The 25,956-nt window shown below is 71.3% G+C and carries 23 protein-coding genes and 1 pseudogene; 9 read left to right on the top strand and 15 right to left on the bottom strand.

Features of this window, described 5'->3' with window-relative positions; genetic code table 11:
• Window positions 1-12: 12 nt before the first annotated feature.
• From sufC to QM572_RS01850, 4 genes are read right to left on the bottom strand one after another with little or no spacing between them, the layout of a single operon-like run.
• Window positions 13-780 carry a Fe-S cluster assembly ATPase SufC gene (gene sufC, locus QM572_RS01865; RefSeq protein ID WP_415089426.1) on the bottom strand — a complete coding sequence of 256 codons (768 nt, stop codon included), beginning with the start codon at window positions 778-780 and terminating at the stop codon, window positions 13-15.
• Complete coding sequence (gene sufD / locus QM572_RS01860; protein ID WP_415089424.1) at window positions 777-1,979, bottom strand: Fe-S cluster assembly protein SufD; 1,203 nt, start codon at window positions 1,977-1,979, stop codon at window positions 777-779. The genes sufC and sufD overlap by 4 nt, the downstream gene beginning before the upstream one ends.
• A gap of 1 nt (window position 1,980) precedes the next feature.
• Entirely contained in the window at window positions 1,981-3,411 is a 1,431-nt protein-coding gene (gene sufB, locus QM572_RS01855) for a Fe-S cluster assembly protein SufB (RefSeq protein WP_415089422.1), read from the bottom strand.
• Window positions 3,408-4,109, bottom strand: a complete 702-nt coding sequence (locus QM572_RS01850) for a helix-turn-helix transcriptional regulator (RefSeq protein WP_415089420.1) — start codon at window positions 4,107-4,109, stop codon at window positions 3,408-3,410. The genes sufB and QM572_RS01850 overlap by 4 nt, the downstream gene beginning before the upstream one ends.
• A 134-nt stretch (window positions 4,110-4,243) precedes the next feature.
• Here QM572_RS01850 and QM572_RS01845 point away from each other — a divergent pair, with 134 nt between their 5' ends.
• The 3 genes from QM572_RS01845 to QM572_RS01835 all read left to right on the top strand — a co-directional run bounded on the left by QM572_RS01845 (window position 4,244) and on the right by QM572_RS01835 (window position 6,880).
• Entirely contained in the window at window positions 4,244-5,068 is an 825-nt protein-coding gene (locus QM572_RS01845) for an ABC transporter ATP-binding protein (protein ID WP_415089463.1), read from the top strand.
• Window positions 5,069-5,144: 76 nt separating this feature from the next.
• Window positions 5,145-5,912: an ABC transporter permease gene (locus QM572_RS01840; protein WP_415089418.1), complete on the top strand. Its 768-nt coding sequence runs from the start codon at window positions 5,145-5,147 to the stop codon at window positions 5,910-5,912.
• Window positions 5,913-5,995: 83 nt separating this feature from the next.
• Complete coding sequence (locus QM572_RS01835) at window positions 5,996-6,880, top strand: COX15/CtaA family protein (RefSeq protein WP_415089416.1); 885 nt, start codon at window positions 5,996-5,998, stop codon at window positions 6,878-6,880.
• A 44-nt stretch (window positions 6,881-6,924) separates the two neighbouring features.
• Here the strand turns inward: QM572_RS01835 and QM572_RS01830 are convergent, their stop codons facing one another.
• On the bottom strand, window positions 6,925-7,851 hold the full coding sequence (locus tag QM572_RS01830; protein WP_415089414.1) for a heme o synthase: 927 nt from the start codon (window positions 7,849-7,851) through the stop codon (window positions 6,925-6,927).
• 21 nt (window positions 7,852-7,872) lie between these two features.
• Here QM572_RS01830 and tkt point away from each other — a divergent pair, with 21 nt between their 5' ends.
• From tkt to QM572_RS01805, 5 genes are all read left to right on the top strand, one after another.
• On the top strand, window positions 7,873-10,008 hold the full coding sequence (gene tkt / locus QM572_RS01825; protein WP_415089412.1) for a transketolase: 2,136 nt from the start codon (window positions 7,873-7,875) through the stop codon (window positions 10,006-10,008).
• A gap of 43 nt (window positions 10,009-10,051) precedes the next feature.
• Window positions 10,052-11,158 carry a transaldolase gene (tal, locus tag QM572_RS01820; protein ID WP_415089410.1) on the top strand — a complete coding sequence of 369 codons (1,107 nt, stop codon included), beginning with the start codon at window positions 10,052-10,054 and terminating at the stop codon, window positions 11,156-11,158.
• Window positions 11,155-12,786, top strand: coding sequence for a glucose-6-phosphate isomerase (gene pgi, locus QM572_RS01815; RefSeq protein ID WP_415089408.1), 1,632 nt, complete (start codon window positions 11,155-11,157; stop codon window positions 12,784-12,786). Before tal ends, pgi begins: the two co-directional genes overlap by 4 nt.
• Entirely contained in the window at window positions 12,783-13,505 is a 723-nt protein-coding gene (gene pgl / locus QM572_RS01810) for a 6-phosphogluconolactonase (RefSeq protein WP_415089406.1), read from the top strand. Before pgi ends, pgl begins: the two co-directional genes overlap by 4 nt.
• A gap of 137 nt (window positions 13,506-13,642) precedes the next feature.
• Window positions 13,643-15,709: a sortase domain-bontaining protein gene (locus QM572_RS01805; RefSeq protein ID WP_415089404.1), complete on the top strand. Its 2,067-nt coding sequence runs from the start codon at window positions 13,643-13,645 to the stop codon at window positions 15,707-15,709.
• Window positions 15,710-15,754: 45 nt separating this feature from the next.
• On the opposite strand, the gene QM572_RS01800 is transcribed toward QM572_RS01805, so the two are convergent.
• The 10 genes from QM572_RS01800 to uvrC all read right to left on the bottom strand — a co-directional run bounded on the left by QM572_RS01800 (window position 15,755) and on the right by uvrC (window position 25,595).
• The gene (locus QM572_RS01800; RefSeq protein ID WP_415089402.1) at window positions 15,755-16,114 is read right to left on the bottom strand and encodes an RNA polymerase-binding protein RbpA; all 360 of its coding nucleotides are present in this window, start codon (window positions 16,112-16,114) and stop codon (window positions 15,755-15,757) included.
• Window positions 16,114-16,338 (bottom strand): preprotein translocase subunit SecG, encoded by a 225-nt coding sequence (gene secG / locus QM572_RS01795; protein WP_415089461.1) that lies wholly within the window; start codon window positions 16,336-16,338, stop codon window positions 16,114-16,116. The genes QM572_RS01800 and secG overlap by 1 nt, the downstream gene beginning before the upstream one ends.
• Before the next feature lie 39 nt (window positions 16,339-16,377).
• Window positions 16,378-17,148 (bottom strand): triose-phosphate isomerase, encoded by a 771-nt coding sequence (tpiA, locus tag QM572_RS01790; protein ID WP_415089459.1) that lies wholly within the window; start codon window positions 17,146-17,148, stop codon window positions 16,378-16,380.
• A gap of 25 nt (window positions 17,149-17,173) precedes the next feature.
• The gene (locus QM572_RS01785; RefSeq protein WP_415089400.1) at window positions 17,174-18,364 is read right to left on the bottom strand and encodes a phosphoglycerate kinase; all 1,191 of its coding nucleotides are present in this window, start codon (window positions 18,362-18,364) and stop codon (window positions 17,174-17,176) included.
• Window positions 18,365-18,369: 5 nt separating this feature from the next.
• A complete protein-coding gene (gene gap, locus QM572_RS01780) occupies window positions 18,370-19,368 on the bottom strand; it encodes a type I glyceraldehyde-3-phosphate dehydrogenase (protein WP_415089398.1) in 999 nt (332 codons plus the stop codon).
• A 143-nt stretch (window positions 19,369-19,511) separates the two neighbouring features.
• Window positions 19,512-20,552, bottom strand: a complete 1,041-nt coding sequence (locus tag QM572_RS01775) for a hypothetical protein (protein WP_415089396.1) — start codon at window positions 20,550-20,552, stop codon at window positions 19,512-19,514.
• A gap of 211 nt (window positions 20,553-20,763) precedes the next feature.
• Entirely contained in the window at window positions 20,764-21,747 is a 984-nt protein-coding gene (whiA, locus tag QM572_RS01770; protein WP_415089394.1) for a DNA-binding protein WhiA, read from the bottom strand.
• Window positions 21,738-22,745 carry a gluconeogenesis factor YvcK family protein gene (locus tag QM572_RS01765; RefSeq protein WP_415089392.1) on the bottom strand — a complete coding sequence of 336 codons (1,008 nt, stop codon included), beginning with the start codon at window positions 22,743-22,745 and terminating at the stop codon, window positions 21,738-21,740. The genes whiA and QM572_RS01765 overlap by 10 nt, the downstream gene beginning before the upstream one ends.
• Complete coding sequence (gene rapZ, locus QM572_RS01760; RefSeq protein WP_415089390.1) at window positions 22,738-23,646, bottom strand: RNase adapter RapZ; 909 nt, start codon at window positions 23,644-23,646, stop codon at window positions 22,738-22,740. The genes QM572_RS01765 and rapZ overlap by 8 nt, the downstream gene beginning before the upstream one ends.
• The gene (gene uvrC / locus QM572_RS01755) at window positions 23,643-25,595 is read right to left on the bottom strand and encodes an excinuclease ABC subunit UvrC (protein WP_415089389.1); all 1,953 of its coding nucleotides are present in this window, start codon (window positions 25,593-25,595) and stop codon (window positions 23,643-23,645) included. The genes rapZ and uvrC overlap by 4 nt, the downstream gene beginning before the upstream one ends.
• A 60-nt stretch (window positions 25,596-25,655) precedes the next feature.
• On the opposite strand from uvrC, the pseudogene QM572_RS01750 reads away from it, so the two are divergent.
• Window positions 25,656-25,956, top strand: a pseudogene (locus QM572_RS01750) (pyridine nucleotide-disulfide oxidoreductase); the annotation flags it as partial.

Here is a 25,956-nt window from a genome sequence, read left to right as displayed (position 1 = left end):
CGGACGCCATGGTCAGACCGCTGCCTTGGAGAACCGGTCGTAGCCGTTGGCCTCGAGCTCCTCGCCGAGCTCCTCGCCACCGGTCTCGGCGACGTGGCCGTCGACGAAGACGTGGATGAAGTCGGGCTTCACGTAGCGCAGGATGCGCGTGTAGTGGGTGATGAGCAGGAGGCCCTTGCCGGGGCGCTCGCGGAAGCGGTTGATGCCCTCGGAGACGACCTTCAGCGCGTCGATGTCGAGACCGGAGTCGATCTCGTCGAGCACGGCGACCTTGGGGTCGAGCAGGTCGAGCTGGGCGATCTCGGCGCGCTTCTTCTCGCCGCCGGAGAAGCCCTCGTTGACCGAGCGCTGGCTGAACGCGGGGTCCAGGTGCATCTGCTCCAGCGCGGTGTTGACGTCCTTGACCCAGGTCCGGAGCTTGGGGGCCTCGCCGTCGAGAGCGGTCTTCGCCGTACGCAGGAAGTTGGCCATGCTCACGCCGGGCACCTCGACGGGGTACTGCATCGCCAGGAAGAGGCCCGCACGCGCCCGCGCGTCGGGCGAGAGCTCGAGGAGGTTCTGCCCGTCGAGGAGGACCTCGCCGCCGGTGATGGTGTACTTCGGGTGACCCGCGATGGAGTACGCCGTCGTCGACTTGCCCGACCCGTTGGGGCCCATGATCGCGTGCGTCTCACCGTCGCGGATGGTGAGCGTGACGCCCTTGAGGATCTCCTTGACCCCGCCCTCGGCGTTCTCGTCGGCGACCGTGACGTGCAGGTCCTTGATCTCCAGCGTGCTCATGCGATTGCTCCAGTGATGGTTGAAACGTTCTTGGACAGTTCGGCCTCGACGGTCGCGAGCAGCTGCTCCTCGAGCGCGGGCACGCCGACCTGGCGGATCAGGTCGTTGAAGAAGCCGTGCACGACGAGCCGTCGCGCCTCGGCCTCGGAGATCCCGCGCGAGCGCAGGTAGAAGAGCTGCTCGTCGTCGAACCGGCCGGTCGCGGACGCGTGGCCCGCGCCCTCGATCTCGCCGGTCTCGATCTCGAGGTTGGGCACCGAGTCGGCCTGGGCGCCGTCGGTGAGGACGAGGTTGCGGTTCTCCTCGTAGGTCTCGATACCCTCGGCGATCTTGCGGATCAGGACGTTGCCGATCCACACCGTGTGCGCGCCCTGGCCCTGCAGCGCGCCCTTGTAGACCACGTTCGACTTGGTCCGCGGGGCGGTGTGGTCGACGAAGAGCCGGTGCTCGATGTGCTGGCCCTCGTCGGCGAAGTAGAGGCCGAGGAGCTCCGCGGAGCCGCCGGGGCCGGCGTACTGCACCGTGGTGTCGTGCCGGACGACGTCGCCGCCGAAGGTGACCGCGATGTGCTTGAGCGAGGCGTCGCGGCCGACCACCGCCTGCTGCGTGCTGTGGTGCACGGCGTCGTCGGCCCAGTCCTGAATGGTGACGTAGGTGAGCTCGGCACCGTCGCCGACCACGAGCTCCACGGTGTCCGCCCAGGTCGCCGAGCCCTCGAACCGCAGCACGACCGTGGCGCGCGAGAAGCGGCCGGCCTTGACGAGGACCTGCCGGGCGACGGCGTGGTCGCCGCCGGTACCGGTCAGCGTGAAGACGATCGGCTCGGTGAGCTCGGCGTCCTCCGGGATCTCGATGGTGCGGACGTAGGGGGAGCTCTCCCAGACCCGCGCGGCGATCCGGTCGGTGGGCACCAGACCGGAGAGTCCGCGCTCGGACTCCGCGACGGGGACCCCGCTCGTGATCACACCGGCGGGGACCTCCATGCGCACCTCGAACCCGTCACCGTCCAGGGGGGCGTCGGCGTGCAGCCCGCGCAGGCGGCGCAGCGGGGTGAAGCGCCAGATCTCCTCGCGGCCGGTGGGGACCGCGTGGTCGGCGACGTCGAAGGACCCGGCCGGGTGGAGGTGGGACTCCACCGGCTCGAGCTCGAGCGAGGAGAGGACCGAGTCCAAGGACTGGCCCAGCTGGGTGGCGGTCATATCAGCCGACCGCTCCTTCCATCTGCAGTTCGATCAGGCGGTTGAGCTCCAGCGCGTACTCCATCGGGAGCTCCTTGGCGATGGGCTCGACGAAGCCGCGGACGATCATCGCCATGGCCTCGTCCTGCTCCATGCCGCGGCTCATCAGGTAGAAGAGCTGGTCGTCGGAGACCTTCGAGACGGACGCCTCGTGGCCCATGGACACGTCGTCCTCGCGGATGTCGACGTACGGGTAGGTGTCGCTGCGCGAGATCTGGTCGACGAGGAGGGCGTCGCAGAGCACGTTGGACTTGGAGCCGTAGGCGCCCTCGTTGACCTGGATCAGCCCGCGGTACGACGTCCGGCCCCCGCCCCGCGCGACCGACTTCGACAGGATCGAGCTGGAGGTGTGCGGCGCCGCGTGGACCATCTTGGCGCCGGCGTCCTGGTGCTGGCCCTCGCCGGCGAAGGCGATCGAGAGCGTCTCGCCCTTGGCGTGCTCGCCCATCAGGTAGACCGCGGGGTACTTCATCGTCACCTTGGAGCCGATGTTGCCGTCGACCCACTCCATCGTCGCGCCGGCCTCGCAGAAGGCGCGCTTGGTGACGAGGTTGTAGACGTTGTTCGACCAGTTCTGGATGGTCGTGTAGCGGACGCGGGCGTTCTTCTTCACGATGATCTCGACGACCGCCGAGTGGAGGCTGTCCGAGGAGTAGATCGGCGCGGTGCAGCCCTCGACGTAGTGCACGTAGGAGCCCTCGTCGGCGATGATCAGGGTGCGCTCGAACTGGCCCATGTTCTCGGTGTTGATCCGGAAGTAGGCCTGCAGCGGGATGTCCACGTGGACCCCCTTGGGCACGTAGATGAACGAGCCGCCGGACCACACCGCCGAGTTGAGCGCGGAGAACTTGTTGTCGCCCACCGGGATGACGGTCGCGAAGTGCTCGCGGAAGAGCTCCTCGTGCTCCTTCAGCGCCGTGTCGGTGTCGACGAAGATGACGCCCTGCTCCTCCAGGTCCTCGCGGATCTGGTGGTAGACGACCTCCGACTCGTACTGCGCCGCGACCCCCGCCACGAGGCGCTGCTTCTCCGCCTCCGGGATGCCGAGCCGGTCGTAGGTGCTCTTGATGTCCTCGGGCAGGTCGTCCCAGCTCGCCGCCTGCTTCTCGGTTGAGCGGACGAAGTACTTGATGTTGTCGAAGTCGATGCCGGACAGGTCCGAGCCCCACGTCGGCATCGGCTTGCGACCGAAGAGGCTCAGACCCTTGAGACGCAGGTCGAGCATCCACGTCGGCTCGGACTTCTTCGAGGAGATGTCGCGCACGACCTCCTCGTTGAGGCCGCGCTTGGCGTCGGCGCCGACGTCGTTCTTGTCGGCCCAGCCGAAGTCGTAGCGGCCGATGCCCTTGAGCTCGGGGTTGAGCTCCTCGATGCGGTTGTCGACGGAGGTCATGCGGTGACCTGCTTCCTCTCGGTGGTGCTGGTGGTGCTCACGGCGGGGATGCACGTGGTGCAGACCCCGTCGCCGTGGGCGATGGTGGCGAGACGCTGGACATGGGTGCCGAGCACCTGGCTGATCGCCTCGGTCTCGGCCTCGCAGAGCTGCGGGAACTCATGGGCGACATGGGAGACGGGGCAGTGCTGTTGGCACAACTGCTCCCCGGCCCCGTTTATTGCGAGCGGCAGCTCGCGCACCGAGGCGGCGTAGCCCTCGTCGGTGAAGATGCGGGCGAGCACCTGCGCGGGCGACATCTCCGGCTCATGGGCGGAGACGGCGGCGAAGCGCTCGGCGATGAACGACGCGCGACGCTGGGCGAACGCCTTCACGGCGTCCTCGCCGACCGTGTCGCGCAGGAAGCGCAGCGCCTGGGCGGCCAGGTCGTCGTAGGTCTGCTCGAAGCCCTCGCGTCCGGCGTCGGTCAGCACGAACTCACGCGCCGGTCGTCCGCGACCACGCTCCGCGGTGGCGCGCTGCTCGCGTGAGGCGGCGGAGCCGTCGGCGACGAGCTGGTCGAGGTGGCGGCGCACGGCCGCCGGGGTGAGGTCGAGCCGCTCGGCCAGGGCGGCCGCGGTGGACGGTCCGTCGACGAGGAGGGAGCGCGCGACCCGCCGGCGCGTGCCGGGGCTCTCCTGACGCTCGTCGATTTTCACAACACCAGTGTGCTCTTATTCGCCGAGCCCTTCAACGAAGGGTCGCCTTACCAGCTCCCGATGCGTGGCGGATCGGCCCGTCTCCTTAGACTGCCGGCGTGCAGGAGCCCGCCGTCGTCGTCGACTCCCTCGTCATGACGTACGGCGACAAGCAGGCCGTCCGCGGACTGAGCCTCACGGTGGAGACCGGAACGATCACCGCCGTCCTCGGCCCCAACGGCGCCGGGAAGACCACCACGCTGGAGACCTGCGAGGGCTACCGCCGGCCGCACGGTGGCCGGGTGCGGGTGCTCGGGCTCGACCCCACGACGCAGCGCTCGGCGCTGCTCCCCCGCATCGGCGTGATGCTCCAGGGGCAGGGCGCCTGGAGCGGCGTGCGGGCGCTGGAGATGCTGCGCCACGTCGCGCGCCTGCACGCGCACCCCCTCGACGTCGACCTGCTCGCCGACCGGCTCGGGCTCCACGAGTGCGGCCGCACCCCCTACCGCCGGCTGTCGGGCGGCCAGCAGCAGCGTCTCGGCCTGGCGATGGCGATCGTGGGGCGGCCCGAGCTGGTCTTCGTCGACGAGCCGACCGCGGGCATGGACCCGCTCGCGCGGCGGACCACCTGGGAGCTGCTCAGCGAGCTGCGCGCCGACGGCGTGACGGTGGTGCTGACGACGCACTACCTCGAGGAGGCCGAGGCGCTCGCCGACCACGTCCACATCATCAACCACGGCCGGCTCATCGCCAGCGGGACGCCGGAGGAGCTGACCCGCGGGACGTCGGCGACCGTCCGGCTGACCGTCGACCGGGAGCTGAGCGACGTGGCGGAGAAGGACCTGCGCTCCGCGCTGGCCGACTGGGGCGCCCGGCAGGGCGTGGGGATCAAGTCGATGACGTTCGGCTCGCGCACCCTCGAGGACGTCTTCCTCGAGGTCACCGGGCGGCCGATGGGCGAGGAGGTGTCGGGCGAGTGAGCGAGCGCAGCGAGCGAACCAGACAGCACAGCGCGCGGGGAGCCTCGTCGGCGCGCGCGGCGAAGCGAGCACGCCGATGAGCGCCGGCACCTTCACCCCGCGTCCGGGCAGCGCTCCCCTGCTGCGCCAGATCGTGGTCCAGGCCTCGATGGAGGCCCGGCTGATGCTGCGCAACGGCGAGCAGCTGCTCCTGGCCGTCGTCATCCCGGTCATCGTCCTCGTGGGCGGCGTCAAGGGCGGCCAGCACCTCGACCTCGACGAGAGCCGCCCCCTGGTCGACATCTTCACCCCCGGCGTGCTCGCGCTCGCGATCATGTCGACGTCGTTCACCTCGCTCGCCATCGCGACCGGCTTCGAGCGGCGCTACGGCGTGATCAAGCGCCTCGGCGCCTCCCCCCTGCCCCGCGTCGGCCTGCTCGCCGGCAAGGTCCTGGCGCTGCTCCTGGTCGAGCTGTTCCAGCTGATCGTCATCGGCGGCGTCGGCCAGCTCCTCGGCTGGACCCCCCAGCCCGGCGCCATCGGCTTCCTGCTCGCGATCGTCCTGGGCACGGCCGCCTTCGCCTCGCTGGGGCTCTTCGTCGCCGGCGTACTGCGGGCGGAGGCGACGCTCGCCGCCGCCAACCTCGTCTACCTCCTGCTCCTGGCGGGCGGCGCGGTCGTCCTCCCCGCGCACGCGTACGGCGAGTTCGGCGACGTGACGCGCCTCCTGCCGTCCGGCGCCCTCGGCGAGGCGGTCCGCACGGCGTTCCTGGACAACGGCGTCGCCTGGCGCGACCTGGGCGTGCTGCTCGTCTGGGCCGTCGCGGGCAGCACGCTCACCGCGAGGACCTTCAAATGGGAGTGAGCGAGCGACGGCGTCGGAGAGAGCTTGCTCGCGGAGACGTCGGCCGCGAGCGAGCGACCAGCGACGCGCAGCGTCGCCTGGGAGTGATCCGCGCGTGGGGTCGCGCCTACGCGGCGTGGTGCCGCGCCCACGTCCCCGGCCTCGCCGTCGCCAACCTGGTCGCCAACATCCTCATCGTCGTCACCGGCGGTGCCGTGCGGGTCACCGACTCCGGGCTCGGCTGCCCCACCTGGCCGAAGTGCACGGGCGCCTCCCTCGTCCCGCACGCGGCCCTCGGCGCGCACGGCGCGATCGAGTTCGGCAACCGGATGCTGACGTACGTGCTCGCCGCCGTCGCGATCTCGTGCGTCGTGTCGCTGTGGCGCCGCCGCGACCGGCCCCGGCGGCTGGCCGTCGTGGTCGCGATCGGGATCCCGGCGCAGGCGGTCCTGGGCGGGGTCACGGTGCTCACCCACCTCAACCCCTGGATCGTGGCCTGTCACCTGCTGCTGTCGATGCTCATGATCGGGCTGTGCGTGTGGCTCGTCGACGACCTCACCGGCCCGGCTCGCGCCGCCGCCGGCACGCCGACCCGCGCGCTGTCCTGGGCGGTCCTGGCGGTCGGGGCGCTGGTGCTCTGGCTGGGCACGGTCGTCACCGGCTCCGGCCCCCACGCCGGCGACCAGACCGCACCGCGCAACGGCCTCGACCCCGCCGACCTCTCCCACCTCCACGGGTACGCCGTGTGGCTGCTCGTCCTGCTGACGGTCGCGCTCCTCGCCCTGGCCGCCCGCCGAGGCGAGCGCTGGCTGGCCCGCTTCGCGGGCCTCCTCTTCGGCATCGAGCTCCTCCAGGGCGTGCTCGGCTACGTGCAGTACGCGCTCGACCTCCCCGAGCTGCTCGTCGTGCTCCACATGCTCGGCGCCGCCCTCGTCGCCGCCGGCCTCGCCCGCGTGGTGCTCACGACGCGCGAGCGCGTCGGCGGCTGATCAGCGGCCCAGCCGCCGAGCGCGGCGCGTGCGGCGGAGCAGCGTCAGCGGGAGATGAGCGGGTCGAGGGCGACCGCGACGAAGAGCAGCGAGAGGTAGAGGTTGCTGCTGTGGAAGAGCCGCATCGGGCGGATCAGGCTCAGGTCCTCGGTGTCGCGCGCCCGGGCGCTCAGCTTGTGCGCCTCGACGAGGAAGACCGCGCCGAGGACGACGGCGGCGGCGGTGTAGAAGACGCCCGTGCCGGCGACCGGCAGGAGCAGCAGCGAGGTGGCGACCATCACCCACGAGTAGGCGACGATCTGGCGGGCGACGACGCGCGCGGGCCGCACGACGGGCAGCATCGGCACGTCGACCCCCGCATAGTCCTCGCGGTAGCGCAGCGCCAGCGCCCAGGTGTGCGGCGGGGTCCAGAAGAAGACCACGGCGAAGAGCACGATCGGCGCCCACGCGACGCGGTCGGTGACCGCGGTCCAGCCGATGAGCGTCGGGAAGCAGCCCGCGATGCCGCCCCACACGATGTTCTGGGTCGTGCGCCGCTTGAGCAGCATCGTGTAGACGAAGACGTAGAAGGCGTTGGCCGTCACCGAGAGCACGGCCGAGAGCGGGTTGACCCACACCCACAGCACGATCGTCGAGACGACGCCGAGCACCGCGCCGAAGACCAGCGCGGCGCCGGGCGAGACGATGTGCCGCGGCAGCGCCCGGCGGCGCGTGCGGCGCATCTGCTCGTCGATGTCGCGGTCGTAGACGCAGTTGAAGACCGACGCCGATCCGGCCGACAGCGTTCCGCCGACCACCGTGGCGACGACCAGCCACAGCCCGGGGACGCCCCGGGCGGCGAAGAACATCACCGGCACGGTCGTCAGGAGGAGCAGCTCGATCACGCGGGGCTTGGTCAGCCCGACGTACGCCGCCACCACGTCCTTCCAGGTGGCCGACCCCACCTGTTCGGAGACGAGGGTGGTGGTCACGGGGTGAGTGTAGACCCGGACATGAGTAGGCTCGGAAACGTGACTGACTCCCTCCCCAAGCTCGAGTGGACCGACCTCGACAAGAAGGCCGTCGACACCATTCGCGTCCTCGCGATGGACGCCGTCCAGAAGGTCGGCAACGGCCACCCCGGCACCGCGATGAGCCTCGCGCCGGCGGCGTACCTCCTCTTCCAGAAGATCATGCGGCACGACCCCGCCGATCCCGACTGGATCGCCCGCGACCGCTTCGTCCTCAGCGCCGGGCACAGCTCGATCACGCTCTACCTCCAGCTCTTCCTCGGCGGCTTCGGCCTCGAGCTCGACGACATCGAGAGCCTGCGCACCTGGGGCTCCAAGACGCCGGGCCACCCCGAGTTCGGCCACACCGCCGGGGTCGAGGTCACGACCGGCCCGCTCGGCCAGGGCGTCGGCAACGCCGTCGGCTTCGCGATGGCGTCGCGCCGCCTGCACGGCCTCCTCGACCCGGACACCGCCATCGGGGACTCGCCCTTCGACCACCAGGTCTACGTGATCGCCTCCGACGGCGACCTCGAGGAGGGCGTCAGCGGCGAGGCGTCCTCGATCGCCGGCACCCAGGAGCTCGGCAACCTGACGGTCATCTACGACGCCAACAAGATCTCGATCGAGGGCAACACCGACGTCGCGTTCAACGAGGACGTCGCCAAGCGCTACGAGGCCTACGGCTGGCACGTCCAGGTCGTCGACTGGACCCATGCGGGCGACCACGCGAACGGCAAGGACTACCACGAGGACGTCCCGGCGCTCTACGACGCGATCGACAAGGCCCGCCAGGTCTCCGACAAGCCGAGCATCATCGTGCTGCGCACGATCCTCGCCTGGCCGGCGCCCGAGGCGCAGAACACCGAGGCGGCCCACGGCAGCGCGCTCGGCGCGGAGGAGGTCGCCGCGACCAAGAAGCTGCTCGGCTTCGATCCCGAGGTCGACTTCCCGGTGCCCGCCGACGTCCTGGAGCACACGCGATCCCTGCTCGCGAAGGGCAAGGAGTGGGGCGCCGCCTGGGACGAGAGGTACGCCGCCTGGGAGAAGGCCAACCCCGACAAGATCGCGCTGCTGCAGCGGCTCAAGGAGCGCGAGCTGCCCGAGGGGCTCGAGGCCGCGCTGCCGACGTTCGAGGCCGACGCCAAGGGCATCGCCACGCGTGCGGCGTCCGGCAAGGTGATCAACGCGATCGCCGGCGTGATGCCCGAGCTGTGGGGCGGCTCGGCCGACCTCGCCGGCTCGAACAACACCACGATCACCAGCGCGCCCTCCTTCATCCCGACCAGCCGCTCGACGCACGACTGGAAGGGCGATCCCCTCCAGGGCCGGGTGCTGCACTTCGGCATCCGGGAGCACGGCATGGGCGCGATCATCAACGGCATCGCCGTCTACGGCGGCACCCGCGTCTTCGGTGGCACGTTCCTGCAGTTCTCCGACTACATGCGCGGGGCGGTCCGCGTCGGCGCGCTGCAGAAGGCGCCGGCCATCTGGGTCTGGACCCACGACTCGATCGGCCTGGGCGAGGACGGCCCGACCCACCAGCCGGTGGAGCACCTCTGGGCGCTGCGCGCGATCCCCGGTCTCGACATCGTCCGCCCCGCCGACGCCAACGAGACCGCGGCGGCGTGGCTCCAGGTGCTCAAGAACAGCGATCGCCCGGCGGGCCTGATCCTCAGCCGCCAGAACCTCCCGATCTTCCCGCGTGGCACCGACGGCTTCGCGACCACCGAGAACGTCGGCAAGGGCGCGTACGTCCTGATCGACGCCGATGGCGGCCAGCCGGACGTCATTCTCATCGGCACCGGCTCCGAGGTGCAGCTGGCGGTCACCGCCCGCGAGCAGCTCAAGGCCGAGGGCATCAACGCCCGCGTCGTCTCGGTGCCGTCCGTCGAGTGGTTCGAGCAGCAGACCCAGGCCTACCGCGACGAGGTGCTGCCGCCCATCGTCAAGGCGCGCGTGAGCGTGGAGGCCGGCATCAAGCAGGGCTGGCGGGAGTACGTCGGCGACGCCGGCCGCTCGGTCAGCCTCGAGCACTACGGGGCGTCGGCCGACGCCGCCCGCATCTTCAAGGAGTTCGGCTTCACACCCGAGGCCGTCACCCAGGCCGCCAAGGACAGCATCGCGGCCGTCCACTGAATCATCGTGCGTCTCGTCCACTGACCACCCCTAGGAGGACCCCATGACCAACCCGAAGCTCCAGGCGCTGTCCGAGGCCGGCGTCTCCATCTGGCTCGACGACCTCTCGCGCGAGCGGATCGACTCCGGCAACCTGCAGTCCCTCATCGACGACAGCGCCGTGACCGGCGTGACCACGAACCCGTCGATCTTCCAGGCCGCCATCGGCGCCGGCGGCGCCTACAACGAGCTGCTGGGCAAGCTGGCGGCCGACGGCAAGAGCGTCGACGAGGCGATCTTCACCCTCACCACCAACGACGTCCGGGACGCGTGCGACATCTTCGCCCCCGTCGCTGCGGCGACGAAGGACGACGGCCGGGTCTCGATCGAGGTGGAGCCGACGCTGGCCAACGACACCGAGGCCACCGTCGCCTCGGCCAAGGCGCTGTGGGCCTCGGTCGACCGGCCCAACGTGCTGATCAAGATCCCCGCGACTCTCGAGGGCCTCCCTGCGATCACCGAGGTGATCGGCGAGGGCATCAGCGTCAACGTGACCCTGATCTTCTCCGTCGAGCGCTACCGCGCCGTGATGGACGCCTACCTCGCCGGCCTGGAGAAGGCGAAGGAGGCCGGGATCGACCTCTCGACGATCCGCTCGGTCGCCTCCTTCTTCGTCTCCCGCGTCGACACCGAGATCGACGCCCGGCTGGAGAAGATCGGCTCCGACGAGGCACTGGCCCTGCGGGGCAAGGCCGCGGTGGCCAACGCCCAGCTCGCCTACGCGGCCTTCGAGGAGGTCGTGGCCTCGGAGCGCTGGAAGGCCCTCGAGGCGGCCGGCGCCAACGCCCAGCGTCCGTTGTGGGCCTCCACCGGCGTGAAGAACCCCGCCTACTCCGACACGCTCTACGTCGCGGGCCTGGTCGTCGCCGACACGGTCAACACCATGCCGGAGAAGACGCTCCTCGCCTTCGCCGACCACGGCGAGGTGACCGGCGACGAGGTCACCGGGAAGGGCTCGGAGGCGCAGGCGGTCTTCGACCGGCTCGACGCGGTCGGCATCGACGTCGCCGACGTCTTCGGGACCCTGGAGACCGAGGGCGTCGACAAGTTCAAGGCGTCGTGGACCGACCTGCAGCAGACGGTGGCCGACGAGCTGAGCAAGCAGGCATGAGCGACTCCCCCGTCGACGCGACGACGACCGAGGCCTGGGGACGGCTCCGGAGACTCGCCGACGGCCTCGTCCCGGACCTCCCGGCCGCCCTGGCGGACGAGGAGTGGGTGCGGCGCTCCACGCTCGACGCGGCGGACCTGCACGTCGACCTGTCCAAGAACCTCGTGACACCGGAGATCTGGACGGCCCTGCTCGACCTGGCCGACGAGGTCGGGGTCGCCGCGCGACGCGACGCCATGTTCGCCGGGGAGCACATCAACGTCACCGAGGACCGCGCGGTCCTCCACACCGCCCTGCGGCAGCCGGCGGGCGTGGTCGTCGACGTCGACGGCGTCGACGTCGAGCCCGACGTGCACCGCGTGCTCGAGCGGGTCTACGCCTTCGCCGAGAAGGTCCGCTCCGGTGAGTGGACCGGCGTCTCGGGTAAGCGGATCCACACGGTCGTCAACATCGGCATCGGCGGCTCGGACCTCGGCCCGGTGATGGCCTACGAGGCGCTCGCGCCCTACCGCCACCCTGAGATCGAGTGCCGGTTCATCAGCAACATCGACCCCACCGACGCCGCCCTCACGCTGACGGGCCTCGACCCGGAGACCACGCTCTTCATCGTGTCCTCGAAGACGTTCGGCACGCTCGAGACGCTCACCAACGCCCGGCTGTGCAAGGGATGGCTCCTCGCGGAGCTGGGCTCCGCGCTGGGCGGCGTGGACGAGAAGGCGGCGATCGAGAAGCACTTCGTCGCGGTCTCGACCGCCCTCGACAAGGTCGCCGCCTTCGGCATCGACCCCGACAACGCCTTCGGCTTCTGGGACTGGGTCGGCGGCCGCTACTCCGTGGACTCGGCGATCGGGACCTCCCTCGTGGTCGCCATCGGGCCGGAGGCGTTCGCGGACTTCCTCGCCGGCTTCCACGCCATCGACGAGCACTTCAGGACAGCCGATCCGGAGCACAACGTCCCGCTCCTGATGGGCCTGCTCAACGTGTGGTACTCCACGTTCCTCGACGCCCAGACCCACGCCGTGCTCCCCTACGCCCAGCTGCTGCACCGCTTCCCGGCGTACCTCCAGCAGCTCACGATGGAGTCCAACGGCAAGGGCGTGCGCTGGGACGGCACGCCGGTGACGACCCCCACGGGCGAGGTGTTCTGGGGCGAGCCCGGCACCAACGGGCAGCACGCGTTCTACCAGCTCATCCACCAGGGCACGCGGCTGATCCCGGCCGACTTCATCGCGTTCGCCACCCCGCCGTACCCCCTCCGCGACGGCGACACGGATGTGCACGAGCTCTTCCTCGCCAACTTCTTCGCGCAGACCCGGGCGCTGGCGTTCGGCCGCCCGCAGGCCGAGAACCCCGCGCGCGTCTTCACCGGCAACCGCCCGACGACCTCGATCATGGCGCCCGCGCTCACTCCGGCGGTGCTCGGGCAGCTGATCGCGCTCTACGAGCACCTCACCTTCGTCCAGGGCGTGGTCTGGGGCATCGACAGCTTCGACCAGTGGGGCGTCGAGCTCGGCAAGCAGCTCGCGCTGGAGGTGGCACCCGCGGTCGGCGGCGACGCCGAGGCGGCGGCCGAGCAGGACGCCTCCACGCGGGCCCTCATCGACTACTACCGGGAGCACCGCTCATGAGCAGTCCGGAGGACGCGCGCGTCGAGGTCCACGACAGTCCCGAGGAGCTCGCCACCGCCGTCGCCGGCGAGCTGCTCAACCGGATCGCCGACCTCCAGGCGGCCGGCGACGTGCCCCAGATCTGCCTGACCGGCGGCACGATCGCCGAGGCCATCCACGCCGACGTCGCCCGGCTGGCCGACGACTCGGGCGTCGACTGGGGTGCGGTCGACTTCTGGTTCGGCGACGAGCGGTACGTCGCCCCCGACTCCCCGGACCGCAACGTCGGCCAGGCGCGTGCCGCCTTCCTCGACGCCCTCGGGGTGCCGGCCCACCGGATCCATGAGATGGCCTCCACGTCGGCGGCGTGCAGCGTCGACGAGGGCGCCCGCGCCTACGCGGCGACGGTGCCCGCGCAGTTCGACGTGCTGATGCTCGGCATCGGGCCCGACGGCCACATCGCCTCGCTCTTCCCCGGCTTCCCGCAGCTCGACGAGACCGGTCTCCTGGCCGTCGGTGTGACCGGGTCGCCGAAGCCGCCGCCGGAGCGGATCAGCCTCACCTACACCGCGCTGCGGCGCGGCGTCTCGGTGTGGTTCGTCGCCTCGGGCGAGGGCAAGGCGGGCGCCGTGGCGAGCGCGCTGGGCGGAGCCGATCTCCACGAGACGCCCGCCGCGGGCGTGACCGGCCGGGCGGAGACGATCTGGTTCCTCGACCGCGGGTCGGCGTCGCAGCTCTGAGCGACGACACCGCGACACCGTCCCACGCGTCACTCCGTGGGCCGCTCGGTGTCCACAGACGGCCTCTCCGGGGCGGATTCCCACCAGCGTACGGCTGATCGGAGCGGGGCGGTGTCCGGGTCCTGAGGATCGGGGCCATGACACGCCTCCGGTTCCTGATCCTCATCCTCGTCGCCACGGCCGTCTGCGTCGGCCCCGTCCGCGCCGCCACCATCGGTCACGGCCACGCGCCCACGAAGGGCTTCTCGGGGTACGTCGCCTCCGACGGCTCCGAGCTCGGCGTGGGCCGCCTGGCCAACGGCGTCCGCGGCATCTGCCTCGACACCGGGGACGCCTGGGACTGGCCCGACCGGACGCCGTCCTCGACGCTGGTCGACGACCCGGTGGTCGGCTACCTGACCTCGCGCTGGCTCCCGCGGGCAGCCTCGGATCCCGTCCTCGCCGCCGCGCTGTGGTGGGCCGTCGGCGAGCGGCTCAACAGCCACCCGCTGCGGGTGAGCGAGCACGTCGCGCGGATGCAGCACGAGACGCCGAAGCTGGCCGCCAGGATCATCAGGCGGCACGCGTCGCTGGTCCGTGACGCGCTGGCGAACGCTCCCGGCGCCGACGGCTACGCGGCGCCCGCGCTCACCCTGGCGGGCGGGCGGCTCGACGGCGTGGGCATCCGGTCCGCGACCGGGCACTGGGTGCCCGGGCTGCCGGTCGTGATCCGGCTCGAGGGCGGACGGTTCGCGAACGGGCGGACGGTCTGGCGCGGGAGGACGGCGGACCGGCCGATCGCGCGCGAGGTCCGCCCGACCTCCTCCGCCGAGGTGCGCGTCCGGGTCGTCGTCAGCCGGGTCCCGGCGAGCCGGTTCCGGCTCTACACGCCCTCGGCGGACCATCGCCAGCGGGTGGCCGCCTCCGCCGGCCGCACCCGGCTGCGCGCCGCGATCACCGGCCCCGGCCTGGCGGTGCCGTCGCTCTCCACCCAGGTGAACAGCCAGCGGGCCGTCCTCGGCGACACCCTGGTCGACAGGGTCACGGTGACCGGCACGTCCGGGGCGACGGTGGCGGGCGAGTGGCGACTGCTCGGCCCCATCGCGCCCGCGGCGGACGGCGGGTGCGGCGCCCTGGACTGGTCGAGTGCGCCGATCGTCTCCTCCGGGACGTTCACGGCTCCGGGGGACGGGGACGTCGAGGTCGGCGCCACGAGGATCAGCGTCACCGGCTGCTACACCTACGTCGAGCGGCTCGCGGCGAGCCCGACGACGCTGGCCGTCGACTGGTCACCACCCGGCATCGAGACGGAGACGGCGGTCGTCACGTCGGTGCCGAGCCTCTCGACCGTGGTCAACACCCAGCGCGCCACGGCCGGAGCCACGCTCGTCGACCGGGTGACGATCGCCGGACTCCCCAACGGGCCGGGCGCGACGCCGGCCGCCGGGGAGTGGCGCCTGCTCGGCCCGGTGCGGCCCGACGCCTCCCTCACCTGCGCCGGGGCGGCCTGGAGCGGCGCCGCGACCGCCGCGCAGGGCGTCTTCTCCGCCGGTGCGGACGGCACGGTCGAGGTCGGGGCGACCCGGATCGCGGAGGGTGGCTGCTACACCTACGTCGAGCGCCTCGCCGCCACGGCGCTCGGCTCCGAGGTGCCGTGGACCGCCCCGGGCATCGCCGCGGAGACGACGCTCGCCGGACCTCCCCGCGTGCGCGTCCCCGGTCACCCGTCGGTCGACTCAGGCGGTGAGTCCGACGGGACGCCCGAGACGGCCGACCGGCGAGCGCCCGGCCGGGTCAGCCTGCGCGCGGTCGGGCTCTCGACCACCCTCGCGCGGGTGGACTTCCACGGCAGCACCCTGACTCCTCCGCACGCGATCTCCACGGCCGGCATCTGGGCTGCGGGAGCGACGCCCGACGCGGTCGTCGGCACCACCGTCCTCGTCGGTCACGTCTCCGACGACCACGACCGCCCGGGCGCCTTCAAGCGCCTGCAGCGGGCACGCCGGGGACAGGTGATCGAGCTGACCCCGCCGGCGGGCCGGACGAGCCGGTGGCGGATCACCCGGATCCGGGCCGTCGACCGCACCAAGCTGCCTCGCGGCATCTTCGCCCAGGACCTCGAGCGCCGGCTGATCCTCGTCACCTGCACCGACAAGGTCACCTACGCCAACGGCGCCTTCCACTACACGAAGAACCTCATCGTGTACGCCGAGCCGGCCGATTGACCGAACGGCGCACCATGAGCGGTGCCGCGGGGCCCCGGGGGACGCTCAGAAGATGATGTCGCCGGACTTCCGGCGGGAGCGCAGCAGCTGCACGGCCTCTTCGAGGATGTCGGCCGCCTCCTGGTCGGAGCGGCGCTCCTTCACGTAGGCGAGGTGCGTCTTGTAGGGCTCGATCTTCGGCGCGGCCGGGGCGTTGTCGGAGTCGAGTCCGGCGGGCAGGCCGCACTTGGGGCAGTCCCACGAGTCGGGCGAGGTCGCCTCGACCGCGAAGGTCACGACGGAGCGGTGCTCGTTGGCGCAGAAGTACGTGACCGCCTTGCGGGGCGCGGCGTCGCCGCGCTCCGCCTCGCCCATCGGGCCGGCACCGACCCGGCTGCCCCGGATCGCGTTGCCGCCGCCGGCCATCAGTAGGCCTTCAGGATGCCGAGGGCGATGACGCAGGCGAACCAGATCGCACCGATGCCGATGGTGATCCGGTCGAGGTTGCGCTCGGCCACCGACGATCCGCCGAGGCCGCTGGAGACGCCACCGCCGAACATGTCGGAGAGGCCGCCACCGCGACCCTTGTGGAGCAGGACCAGCAGGACCATCAGGACACTGGCGGTCACCAGGATGACGGTGAAGAGCATTTCGAGCACGATTGAGAATCCTACGTCACGGGTCGTCGGTCAGAGCACAGGCATGGCATAGAAGCGGCAGATGCCGCCGAACTCGTCGGCCTGGAGGCTGGCGCCGCCGACGAGCGCACCGTCGACGTCGGGCTGGGCCATGATCGAGGCGACGTTGGACGCCTTGACCGACCCCCCGTAGAGAACGCGTACGCCGTCGGCCGCCGCGTCGCCGAACGACTCGCGCACCTGGTTGCGGATCGCCTGGGCGACCTCCTGCGCGTCCTCCGGCGTCGCGACCTCGCCGGTGCCGATCGCCCAGACGGGCTCGTAGGCGATGACGAGGCCCGCGACCTGCTCGGGCGTGAAGCCGACCAGCCCGCCCTCGACCTGCGCGGTGCAGTAGGGCACCTGCTCGCCGGCCTGACGGACCTCGAGCGACTCCCCGACGCACACGATCGGAGTCATCCCGGCGCCGAGCGCGGCGCGCGCCTTGGCGTTGACGACCTCGTCGGTCTCGCCGTGGTACTCGCGCCGCTCGGAATGGCCGACGACGACGTACGCGCAGCCGAGCTTGGCCAGCATGCCGGCGGAGATCTCGCCGGTGTAGGCGCCCGACTCATGCACGGAGACGTCCTGCGCGCCGTACTTGATCGAGAGCCGGTCGCCGTCGACGAGGGTCTGGACCGACCGCAGGTCGGTGAACGGCGGCACGACGACGACCTCGGCGAGGCTGTAGTCGTGCTTCTTGTCCGCGAGCGTCCACGACAGCTTCTGGACCAGCACCACGGCCTCGGCGTGGTTGAGGTTCATCTTCCAGTTCCCCGCCATCAGCGGGGTGCGCTTGCTCGCCACGTCAGGCTCCCAGCACCGTGATGCCGGGGAGCTCCTTGCCCTCGAGATACTCGAGAGAGGCACCGCCGCCGGTGGAGATGTGCCCGAACTGATGGTCGTCGAAGCCCAGCGCCCGGACGGCCGCGGCCGAGTCGCCGCCGCCGACGACCGACAGGCCGTCGACCTCGGTTAGGGCCTCCGCGACAGCACGCGTGCCCTCCGCGAAGGCGGGCTGCTCGAAGACGCCCATCGGGCCGTTCCAGAAGACGGTCCTCGCACCGCGGACCGCGGCGGCGAAGGCGGCACCGGACTCCGGGCCGATGTCGAGGCCGAGCGAGGCGGCCGGGATCGCGTCGGCCGGGACCACCCGGGCCGACGCCTCGTCGCCGAAGGAGTCGGCGACGACGATGTCGGTCGGCAGCACGATCTCGACGCCGCTCGCCTTGGCCCGCTCGAGGTAGTCCAGCACGGTCGGGATCTGGTCCTCCTCGAGCAGGCTCTTGCCGACCTCGTGACCCTGGGCCTTGAGGAAGGTGAAGACCATGCCGCCGCCGATGAGCAGGGTGTCGGCCTTCTCCAGGAGGTTGTCGATGACGCCGAGCTTGTCGGACACCTTCGAGCCGCCCAGCACCACGGCGTACGGCCGCTCGGGGCTGTCGGTGAGGCGACGGAGCACGTCGATCTCGGCCGCCACCAGGCCACCCTCGGCGTGCGGCAGTCGGAGGGCGACGTCGTAGACGCTCGCCTGCTTGCGGTGGACGACGCCGAAGCCGTCGGAGACGAACGCGTCACCGAGCGCGGCCAGCTCGTCGGCGAACGCGCCGCGGACGGCCTCGTCCTTCGAGGTCTCGCCGGCGTTGAAGCGGACGTTCTCGAGGACGGCCACCTGGCCGTCGGCGAGCCCGGCCACGGTCTCCTTCGCCGAGTCGCCCACGGTGTCGGTCGCGAACGCGACCGGAGCACCGAGGAGCTCGCCCAGGCGGGCGGCGACCGGAGCCAGGGAGTACGCCGGATCCGGCGACCCGTCCGGACGGCCCAGGTGGGCCATCACGACGACGCGGGCACCGGCGTCGGCGAGCGCCTTGATCGTCGGGACGGAGGCGCGGATGCGCCCGTCGTCCCCGATGACTCCGTCCTTGAGCGGGACGTTGAGATCTGACCGGACGAGGATCCGCTTACCCGCGACCTCGCCCAGACCGGCGTACTCCCCCACCGGGATCAGAGGGTCTTGCCGATGTAGTCGATCAGGTCGGCGAGGCGGTTGGAGTAGCCCCACTCGTTGTCGTACCACGACGCGACCTTGACCTGGTTGCCGATCACCTTGGTGAGCGGAGCGTCGAAGATCGACGAGGCCGGGTCGTTGACGATGTCGGAGGAGACGATCGGGTCGGTGGAGTACTTGAGGAACTTGCCGTCGGCGGCGGCCTTGACGATCTCGTTGATCTCCTCGACCGACGTCTCGCGCGACGCCTCGAAGGAGAGGTCGGTCAGCGAGCCGGTCGGGGTGGGGACGCGCAGCGCGTAGCCGTCGAGCTTGCCCTTGAGCTCGGGCAGGACGAGGCCGATCGCCTTGGCGGCGCCGGTGGACGTCGGGACGATGTTGAGCGCGGCGGCACGGGCGCGGCGCAGGTCCTTGTGGATGTTGTCCTGGAGGTTCTGGTCGGCGGTGTAGGCGTGGACCGTCGTCATCAGGCCCTTCTCGATGCCGATGCCCTCGTGGAGCGCCTTGGCCAGCGGGGCGAGGCAGTTGGTGGTGCAGGACGCGTTGGAGATCACCGTGTGGGCGGCGGCGTCGTAGATGCCCTCGTTGACGCCCATCACGATGGTGGCATCCTCGTTGGTGGCGGGCGCGGAGATGATGACCTTCTTGGCGCCGCCGTTGTCGACGTGCGCACGCGCCTTCGTGGCGTCGGTGAAGAAGCCCGTGGACTCCACGACGACGTCGACGCCCGCGTCGGCCCACTTGAGGTTGGCGGGGTCGCGCTCGGCGAAGGCCTTGACGATCTGGTCGCCGACCTTGATCTCGTCGCCGGTGGCGGTGACGTCGGCGTCGAGGACGCCGAGGATGGTGTCGTACTTGAGCAGGTGCGCGAGCACCGCGTTGTCCGAGAGGTCGTTGACGGCCACGATCTCGATGTCGAGGCCGGACTGGCGTACGGCGCGGAAGAAGTTGCGGCCGATACGGCCGAAGCCGTTGATGCCTACGCGAACGGTCATGCTCACTCCTCAGGTGGTGGGGCCTTTGGTGACCCCGATGCGGTTCGGGCCTTCAGTGACCCGCCGAAACCCTACCGGGGCCGTGTCCGCCGGTCGTTTGCTCGTTCCAAGCGGCAGGCGAACGGCTCGGTGCGGCGAGCGCCTCACCGGCGACGCTTGCCCGCTGCCTCCAGCACGAGGCGACTCTGGTCGGCATCCAGCTTCTTGCCGAAGCGAACCCAGTCCGAGCGCAGGGTCTTGCGGCCGGCGTAGACACGACCCTGCCGCAGCAGCACGATGGAGCAGTCGAGCAGGTCCGTGTCGAAGACGGCTTCGAGCGCCGAGGATCCCACGGTCGGCTCCTCGACGTCGGACTCGAACTGCAGTCGCAGCGTCGACTGAGGCGGGACCGAGACGTAGGAGGGGGCCCGATCGATCGAACTCGCGCCCGAGGGGGCGACCGCGGGAACCGCCTGGCTGACTCTGAGCGGGAGCGCCGGAATCGACCGCTGCGTGCCTCGCGTGACGAGCGCGCCATAGGCATGCACGACCAACGCCCGGTCGCCGCGGTTCACGAGGATGGCCTCCGTGCTCCACGCGGCGCCCATCAGGATGGCGTCGAGCTCGGCGATGATCGGCACCAGCTGGTCCGCGTCTCCCCGGAGGCTGCGTTCGGCGTAGTCGACGCAGGCCAGCAGTGCGTCGACGTCGAACCGCGATACCGCCTCGATGAAGGGCAGCACCTTGGCGAGCTCGGCGGCCGGCGCGAAGTACTTGCTGTACGCGAACCGAACGGTCGAGGTCGGGAAGCTGAAGACCTTGGCGGGCGCGCCCTCATGCTCGGCGTCGACCACCGGGACCACGGGCTCGGCCTGAGGGTTCGACAGCGCCAGGGTCAGGTCTTGCCGGAGCAGACCGCCGGCGATCTGCTCGCGAAGGACCTTCTTCGGCGTCACGAAGTCGAAGGCGATCTGCGTCTTCCCCGCCTTCGACGTCGTACGAGGGATCTCCTCGCGGAGCCGGCGAGCCTCAGCGAGAGCCTCCGGGATCTCCTGCTCGCTCAGGAGCGCGAGCGCCTCGCGCAATTCCCCGAGGTACCCGAACGTGAGATCGTCGGGCAGCACCGGCACCCATACCGAGCGCTCCATCAGCTCCATCAGCCGGGGAGTCAGTCGGGCGGGCCGGTGAGCGGGCGCTTCACGCACGATCGAGACGAGAACCACCTCGCCGTTCACGCGGCCGAACCACCGATTGAGCAAGGCTCCACCCGTGCCACCCAACACGACACCAAGGGTCGTCCCCACCACCGAAGCGTCCATGGCTCATTGAAGCAGGTGCCAAGAGTTGACGAAGGAGAATACGGAATTGCCTCTGGCTCGAACGTGAGGGCGGACCCTCATCCGTCACGAGCGAGTCTCAGTCGTCCGCCAGCATGTCGGGGGTGAGCGTCGACTCCGTGTCGGGGATGCCGAGCTCCTCGGCTCGCTTGTCGGCCATGGCGAGGAGGCGGCGGATGCGGCCGGCGATGGCGTCCTTGGTGAGCGCGGGGTCGTGCAGCTGGCCGAGCTCCTCCAGGGAGGCCTGCTTGTGCTCCAGCCGCAGGAAGCCGGCCTGGCGGAGGTGGTCGGGGATGTCGTCGCCCAGGATCTCCAGCGCGCGGTCGACGCGAGCGCCGGCGGCGACGGCCGCGCGGGCGGAGCGGCGCAGGTTGGCGTCGTCGAAGTTGGCCAGCCGGTTGGCGGTGGCGCGGACCTCGCGCCGCATCCGTCGCTCCTCCCAGGCCATCAGCGACTCGTGGGCGCCGAGGCGGGTGAGCAGCTCGCCGATGGCGTCGCCGTCGCGGATGACGACCCGCTCGACGCCCCGGACCTCGCGAGCCTTCGCCTGGATGCCCAGACGGCGGGCGACGCCGACCAGTGCGAGCGCTGCCTCGGAGCCCGGGCAGGTCACCTCGAGCGAGGAGGAGCGACCGGGCTCGGTGAGCGAGCCGTGGGCGAGGAAGGCTCCCCGCCAGGCCGCCTCGGAGTCGCAGACACCGCCCGACACGACAGCCGGCGGCAGCCCGCGGACCGGTCGGTTGCGCTGGTCGAGGAGCCCGGTCTGACGCGCGAAGGCCTCGCCCTCGCGGGTGACGCGCACGATGTAGCGGTTGCCCTTGCGCAGGCCGTTGGACTGCACGACGGTCACCTCGGCCTGGTGGCCGTAGACGTCGGCGATGTTCGCCTTGAGACGTCGCGCGGCGGCGCCGGTGTCGACCTCGGCCTCGACGACGATGCGGCCGTTGACGATGTGCAGCCCGCCGGCGAACCGGAGGATCGAGGCCACCTCGGCCTTGCGGCAGCAGGTCTTCGTGACGGGGGTGGCCGAGAGCTCCGCCTTCACCTGTGCCGTCATCGCCATGGCGACGATCCTTCCATGGGAGTCAACAACCCTCGCAGGGCGGTCGCTAGCTTGACAGGGTCGTGACGGGGGCTCCCGTCGCCGACGGCGACATCGGCCAGCACGAGCGTCGCCCCGGCCGCGGCGACCGCCTCCGTCAGCTCGCCCAGGCCGTCGCCGACCGAGCCCCGGTCGGCGAGCACGGTGTGCACGTCGAGCTGGGGCGAGTGCTCCAGGAGCACGGCGAGGTGGTCGGCCGGACCGAAGCCCGGAGTCTCTCCCGCCTGCTCTTCGAGGTTGAGCACCACGACGATCCGCGCCCTCGTCTCCAGCAGCGCGTCGTGCAGCGCCGGGACGAGGAGGTGCGGGATCACGGAGGTGAACCAGGACCCCGGTCCGAGGAAGACCCAGTCCGCGTCGAGGATCGCCTTGAGCGCCTCCGGCGATGCGGGCGGATCGGCGGGGTCGAGGGCGATCGAGTCGATCACCCCGCCGGTCGTCGCCACCTCCACCTGACCGCGTACGCCGACGAGCCGGTCAGGGTCCCCGGCGTCGAGGCCCCGCACCTGGGCGGTGATGTCCATCGGGGTGAGCGCCATCGGCAGGACCCGGCCGGTCGCGCCGAGGAGCCGGCCCACCCAGTCGAGCGCGGCGACGTGGTCGCCGAGGAGCTCCCAGAGGCCGACGATGAGGAGGTTGCCGAGGTTGTGGCCGTTCATCTCGCCGTCGCCGGCGAAGCGGTGCTGCATCACCCGTGCCCAGGTCTCGCCCCAGTCGTCGTTGCCGCACAGCGCGGCGAGCGCCATCCGCAGGTCGCCGGGCGGGAGCACGTCGAACTCACGGCGCAGCCGCCCCGACGAGCCGCCGTTGTCGGCGACCGTGACGATGGCGGTGAGGTCGTCGACGGTGAGGTCGTCGACGAGCAGGCGCAAGGCGGAGAGCGTGGCATGCAGGCCGTGCCCGCCGCCGAACGCGACCACCGCCTGGGCCCGGTCGTGCCCACCCACCGGCTCACTCACGGCCGAGGTCCCGGTGCAGTGCCCTGGCCTCCAGGCCCCGGGCCCGGAGCCGGCGGGCGATCTCCTCCGACATCGCGACCGAGCGGTGCTTGCCGCCCGTGCAGCCGATCGCGACGCGCATGAAGCGCTTCCCCTCGCGGAGATATCCCTCGGCGACGCCGGCGAGCACGGGGACGTAGCCCTCGAGGAACTCCTGCGCGCCCGGAGCGGCATAGACGTAGTCCGCCACCGCCGCGTTGTCACGGCCGTTGCCGTCGCGCAGCTCGGGCACCCAGTGCGGGTTGGGCAGGAAGCGCATGTCGGCGATGAAGTCGGCGTCGACCGGGATGCCGTACTTGAACCCGAAGCTCACCACCGAGACCTTGAGCCTGGTCGTGTCGGGGGTGCCGAACATCGCGGCGACCCGGGCGGTCAGCTGGTGGACGTTGAGCGAGGAGGTGTCGATCACCAGGTCGGCCATGGCGCGCAGGTCGCCGAGCGTCTCGCGCTCGCGGATCAGCCCGTCGAGCAGGCGGTCGCTGCCCTGGAGAGGGTGGGGACGACGGGCGGCCTCCTGACGGCGTACGAGCACCTCGTCGGTGGCGTCGAGGAAGAGCAGCGTGGTGCGGCGGTCGAGGAGCCCCCGGCCGAGCTGCTCGCGGAGCTCGTCGAAGAACGCGCCGGAGCGGACGTCGATCACCACCGCCACCGGCTGCGAGCGACCGCCGGTGGGATCCTCGTCGACGAGACGGATCACCTCGGGCAGCAGCGCCGGCGGCAGGTTGTCGACCACGAAGTAGCCGAGGTCCTCGAGCTCCTTGGCGGCCGTGCTCCGGCCGGCGCCGGTCATCCCGGTGACGACGACCAGCTCGCCGGCCTCCTGTCCCCCGGCCCTCTGGGCCGCATCCGCGGCTGTGCTCACGTGCCCTCCTGCACTTCGCCGGTCGCCGTGTTGACCACCATGCCAGGTCCATTCTGATCGACGGCGGCCTTGATCGCGGCAGCGGTCACCGGGCCGATGCCCGGCACCGCGGCGATCTCCTCGACCGAGGCGGCCCGCAGCTTCCGCAGCGAGCCGAAGTGCTTCATCAGCGTGCGGCGGCGCACCTCCCCCATGCCGGGTACGTCGTCGAGCATCGACTCGACCATCGACTTCGATCGGCGGTTGCGGTGGTGGGTGATCGCGAACCGGTGTGCCTCGTCGCGCAGCCGCTGGAGCAGGTAGAGCCCCTCGGAGCTGCGCGGCAGGATGACCGGGTCCTCCTCGCCCGGGACCCAGACCTCCTCCAGGCGCTTGGCCAGTCCGCAGACCGGGACGTCGTCGATGCCCAGCTCCTCCAGGGCGCGTACGGCGGCGGCCACCTGGGGCGCTCCGCCGTCGACGACCACGAGGCCGGGCGAGTAGGAGAACTTGCCGGGCCGGCCGGTCTCGGGGTCGATCTCGGTGGCGTTGGCCTGGTCGTCGAGGAGCCGCCGGAATCGACGGGTGATCACCTCGTGCATCGCCTTGACGTCGTCGGAGCCGTCCTGCCCGCGGATGATGAAGCGGCGATACTCCGACTTGCGCGCGAGCCCGTCCTCGAAGACCACCATCGACGCCACGATCTCGGTGCCCTGGAGGTGGGAGATGTCGTAGCACTCGATCCGCAGCGGCGCCTCGGGGAGGTCCAGCGCCTGCTCGATCTCCTCGAGCGCCTGGGAGCGGGTGGTGAGGTCGGAGGCGCGGCGGGTCTTGTGCAGCGCCAGCGTCTGGCCGGCGTTGCGCGCGACGGTCTCCATCAGCGTGCGCTTGTCGCCGCGCTGCGGGACCCGGATGCCGACCCGGCTCCCCCGGATCTCGCTCAGCAGCTGCTCCAGCGCCTCGGCCTCCGGCGGGAGCGCGGGGACGAGGATCTCGCGAGGGATGGCGCCGCGGTCGCCCTCGTCGGCGGGGTCGACGCCGGCGTAGAGCTGGAGCAGGAAGTCCTCGACGAGCTTGTCGGTGCCGCCCGCCTCGACGCGGTCGGCGACCCAGCCACGCTGGCCCCGGATACGGCCGCCGCGGACGTGGAAGATCTGTACCGCGACCTCGAGCGGGTCCTCGGCGAGGGCGATCACGTCGGCGTCGGCGCCGTCGCCGAGCACGACGGCCTGCTTCTCCAGCGCACGCTGGATCGCGCCGAGGTCGTCGCGCAGCCGGGCCGCGCGCTCGAACTCCAGCTCCTCGGCCGCCTCGTGCATCTCGCGCTCGATGCGCCGCTGGATCGCCGTGGTGCGCCCGCCGAGGAAGTCGCAGAAGTCCTCGACGATCGCGCGGTGGTCCTCGGCGCTGACGTTGCCGACGCACGGCGCGGCGCACTTGTCGATGTAGCCGAGCAGGCAGGGCCGCCCCACCTGCTGGGAGCGCTTGAACACCCCGTTGCTGCACGAGCGCATCGGGAACACCCGCAGCAGCACGTCCACGGTCTCCCGGATCGCCCAGGCGTGGCCGTAGGGACCGAAGTAGCGCGTGCCCCTCCGCTTCGCCCCGCGCCCGACCATGACGCGCGGGAACTCGTCGGAGATGGTGACGGCCAGCCAGGGGTAGGACTTGTCGTCGCGGTACTTCACGTTGAAGCGGGGGTGGAACTCCTTGATCCAGGAGTACTCCAGCTGGAGGGCCTCCACCTCGGTGTTGACCACCGTCCACTCGACGCTCGCGGCGGTCGTGACCATCGTCGCGGTGCGCGGGTGGAGCCCGGCGAGATCCTGGAAGTAGCTCGACAGCCGGGCGCGGAGGTTCTTGGCCTTGCCGACGTAGATGACCCGGCCCGACGGATCGCGGAACTTGTAGACGCCCGCACTGGTCGGGATCTCCCCGGCCTTCGGGCGATAGCTCCGCGGGTCCGTCACACAGTCAACATTAAGCGGCGGGTCCGACACATCTAATGTCGCCTGAGTTAGTCTACTTTTGTGACGCCGACCGACCCCTACGGCCTTCGCCTGACCACCTCGGCACCTGCCGCGGCGGCCTACGAGAACGGCCTCAGGGACATGCTCCGGCTCCGGTCGGGGGCGGTCCGTCACTTCGCCGAGGCGATCACGCACGATCCCACCTTCGCCCTCGGCCACGCCGCCCTCGCGCTGCTCGGCCACGAGCTCTGCCTGCCCGTCGACGTCGGCGCCCGGCTGGCCGCCGCGACCCTGCACGCGGGCCGCGGCACCGAGCGGGAGCGCAGCCACGTGCGCGCGGTCGCGGCGCGGCTCGGGGGCG

Source organism: Nocardioides sp. (assembly GCF_047607365.1).
In the GTDB taxonomy this organism is placed as follows: Bacteria; Actinomycetota; Actinomycetes; order Propionibacteriales; family Nocardioidaceae; genus Nocardioides.
Note: the sequence above shows the minus strand (reverse complement) of the source record. Positions and strands in the feature narration are given on the sequence as shown.

Bases quoted from the DNA above. Each gene is read 5' to 3' on its own strand.
- sufC (WP_415089426.1), bottom strand. From the start codon at position 780: ATGAGCACGCTGGAGATCAAGGACCTGCACGTCACGGTCGCCGACGAG.
- sufD (WP_415089424.1), bottom strand. From the start codon at position 1,979: ATGACCGCCACCCAGCTGGGCCAGTCCTTGGACTCGGTCCTCTCCTCG.
- sufB (WP_415089422.1), bottom strand. From the start codon at position 3,411: ATGACCTCCGTCGACAACCGCATCGAGGAGCTCAACCCCGAGCTCAAG.
- QM572_RS01845 (WP_415089463.1), top strand. From the start codon at position 4,244: ATGACGTACGGCGACAAGCAGGCCGTCCGCGGACTGAGCCTCACGGTG.
- QM572_RS01840 (WP_415089418.1), top strand. From the start codon at position 5,145: ATGAGCGCCGGCACCTTCACCCCGCGTCCGGGCAGCGCTCCCCTGCTG.
- tkt (WP_415089412.1), top strand. From the start codon at position 7,873: ATGAGTAGGCTCGGAAACGTGACTGACTCCCTCCCCAAGCTCGAGTGG.
- tal (WP_415089410.1), top strand. From the start codon at position 10,052: ATGACCAACCCGAAGCTCCAGGCGCTGTCCGAGGCCGGCGTCTCCATC.
- pgi (WP_415089408.1), top strand. From the start codon at position 11,155: ATGAGCGACTCCCCCGTCGACGCGACGACGACCGAGGCCTGGGGACGG.
- pgl (WP_415089406.1), top strand. From the start codon at position 12,783: ATGAGCAGTCCGGAGGACGCGCGCGTCGAGGTCCACGACAGTCCCGAG.
- QM572_RS01805 (WP_415089404.1), top strand. From the start codon at position 13,643: ATGACACGCCTCCGGTTCCTGATCCTCATCCTCGTCGCCACGGCCGTC.
- QM572_RS01800 (WP_415089402.1), bottom strand. From the start codon at position 16,114: ATGGCCGGCGGCGGCAACGCGATCCGGGGCAGCCGGGTCGGTGCCGGC.
- secG (WP_415089461.1), bottom strand. From the start codon at position 16,338: ATGCTCTTCACCGTCATCCTGGTGACCGCCAGTGTCCTGATGGTCCTG.
- tpiA (WP_415089459.1), bottom strand. From the start codon at position 17,148: ATGGCGGGGAACTGGAAGATGAACCTCAACCACGCCGAGGCCGTGGTG.
- gap (WP_415089398.1), bottom strand. From the start codon at position 19,368: ATGACCGTTCGCGTAGGCATCAACGGCTTCGGCCGTATCGGCCGCAAC.
- whiA (WP_415089394.1), bottom strand. From the start codon at position 21,747: ATGGCGATGACGGCACAGGTGAAGGCGGAGCTCTCGGCCACCCCCGTC.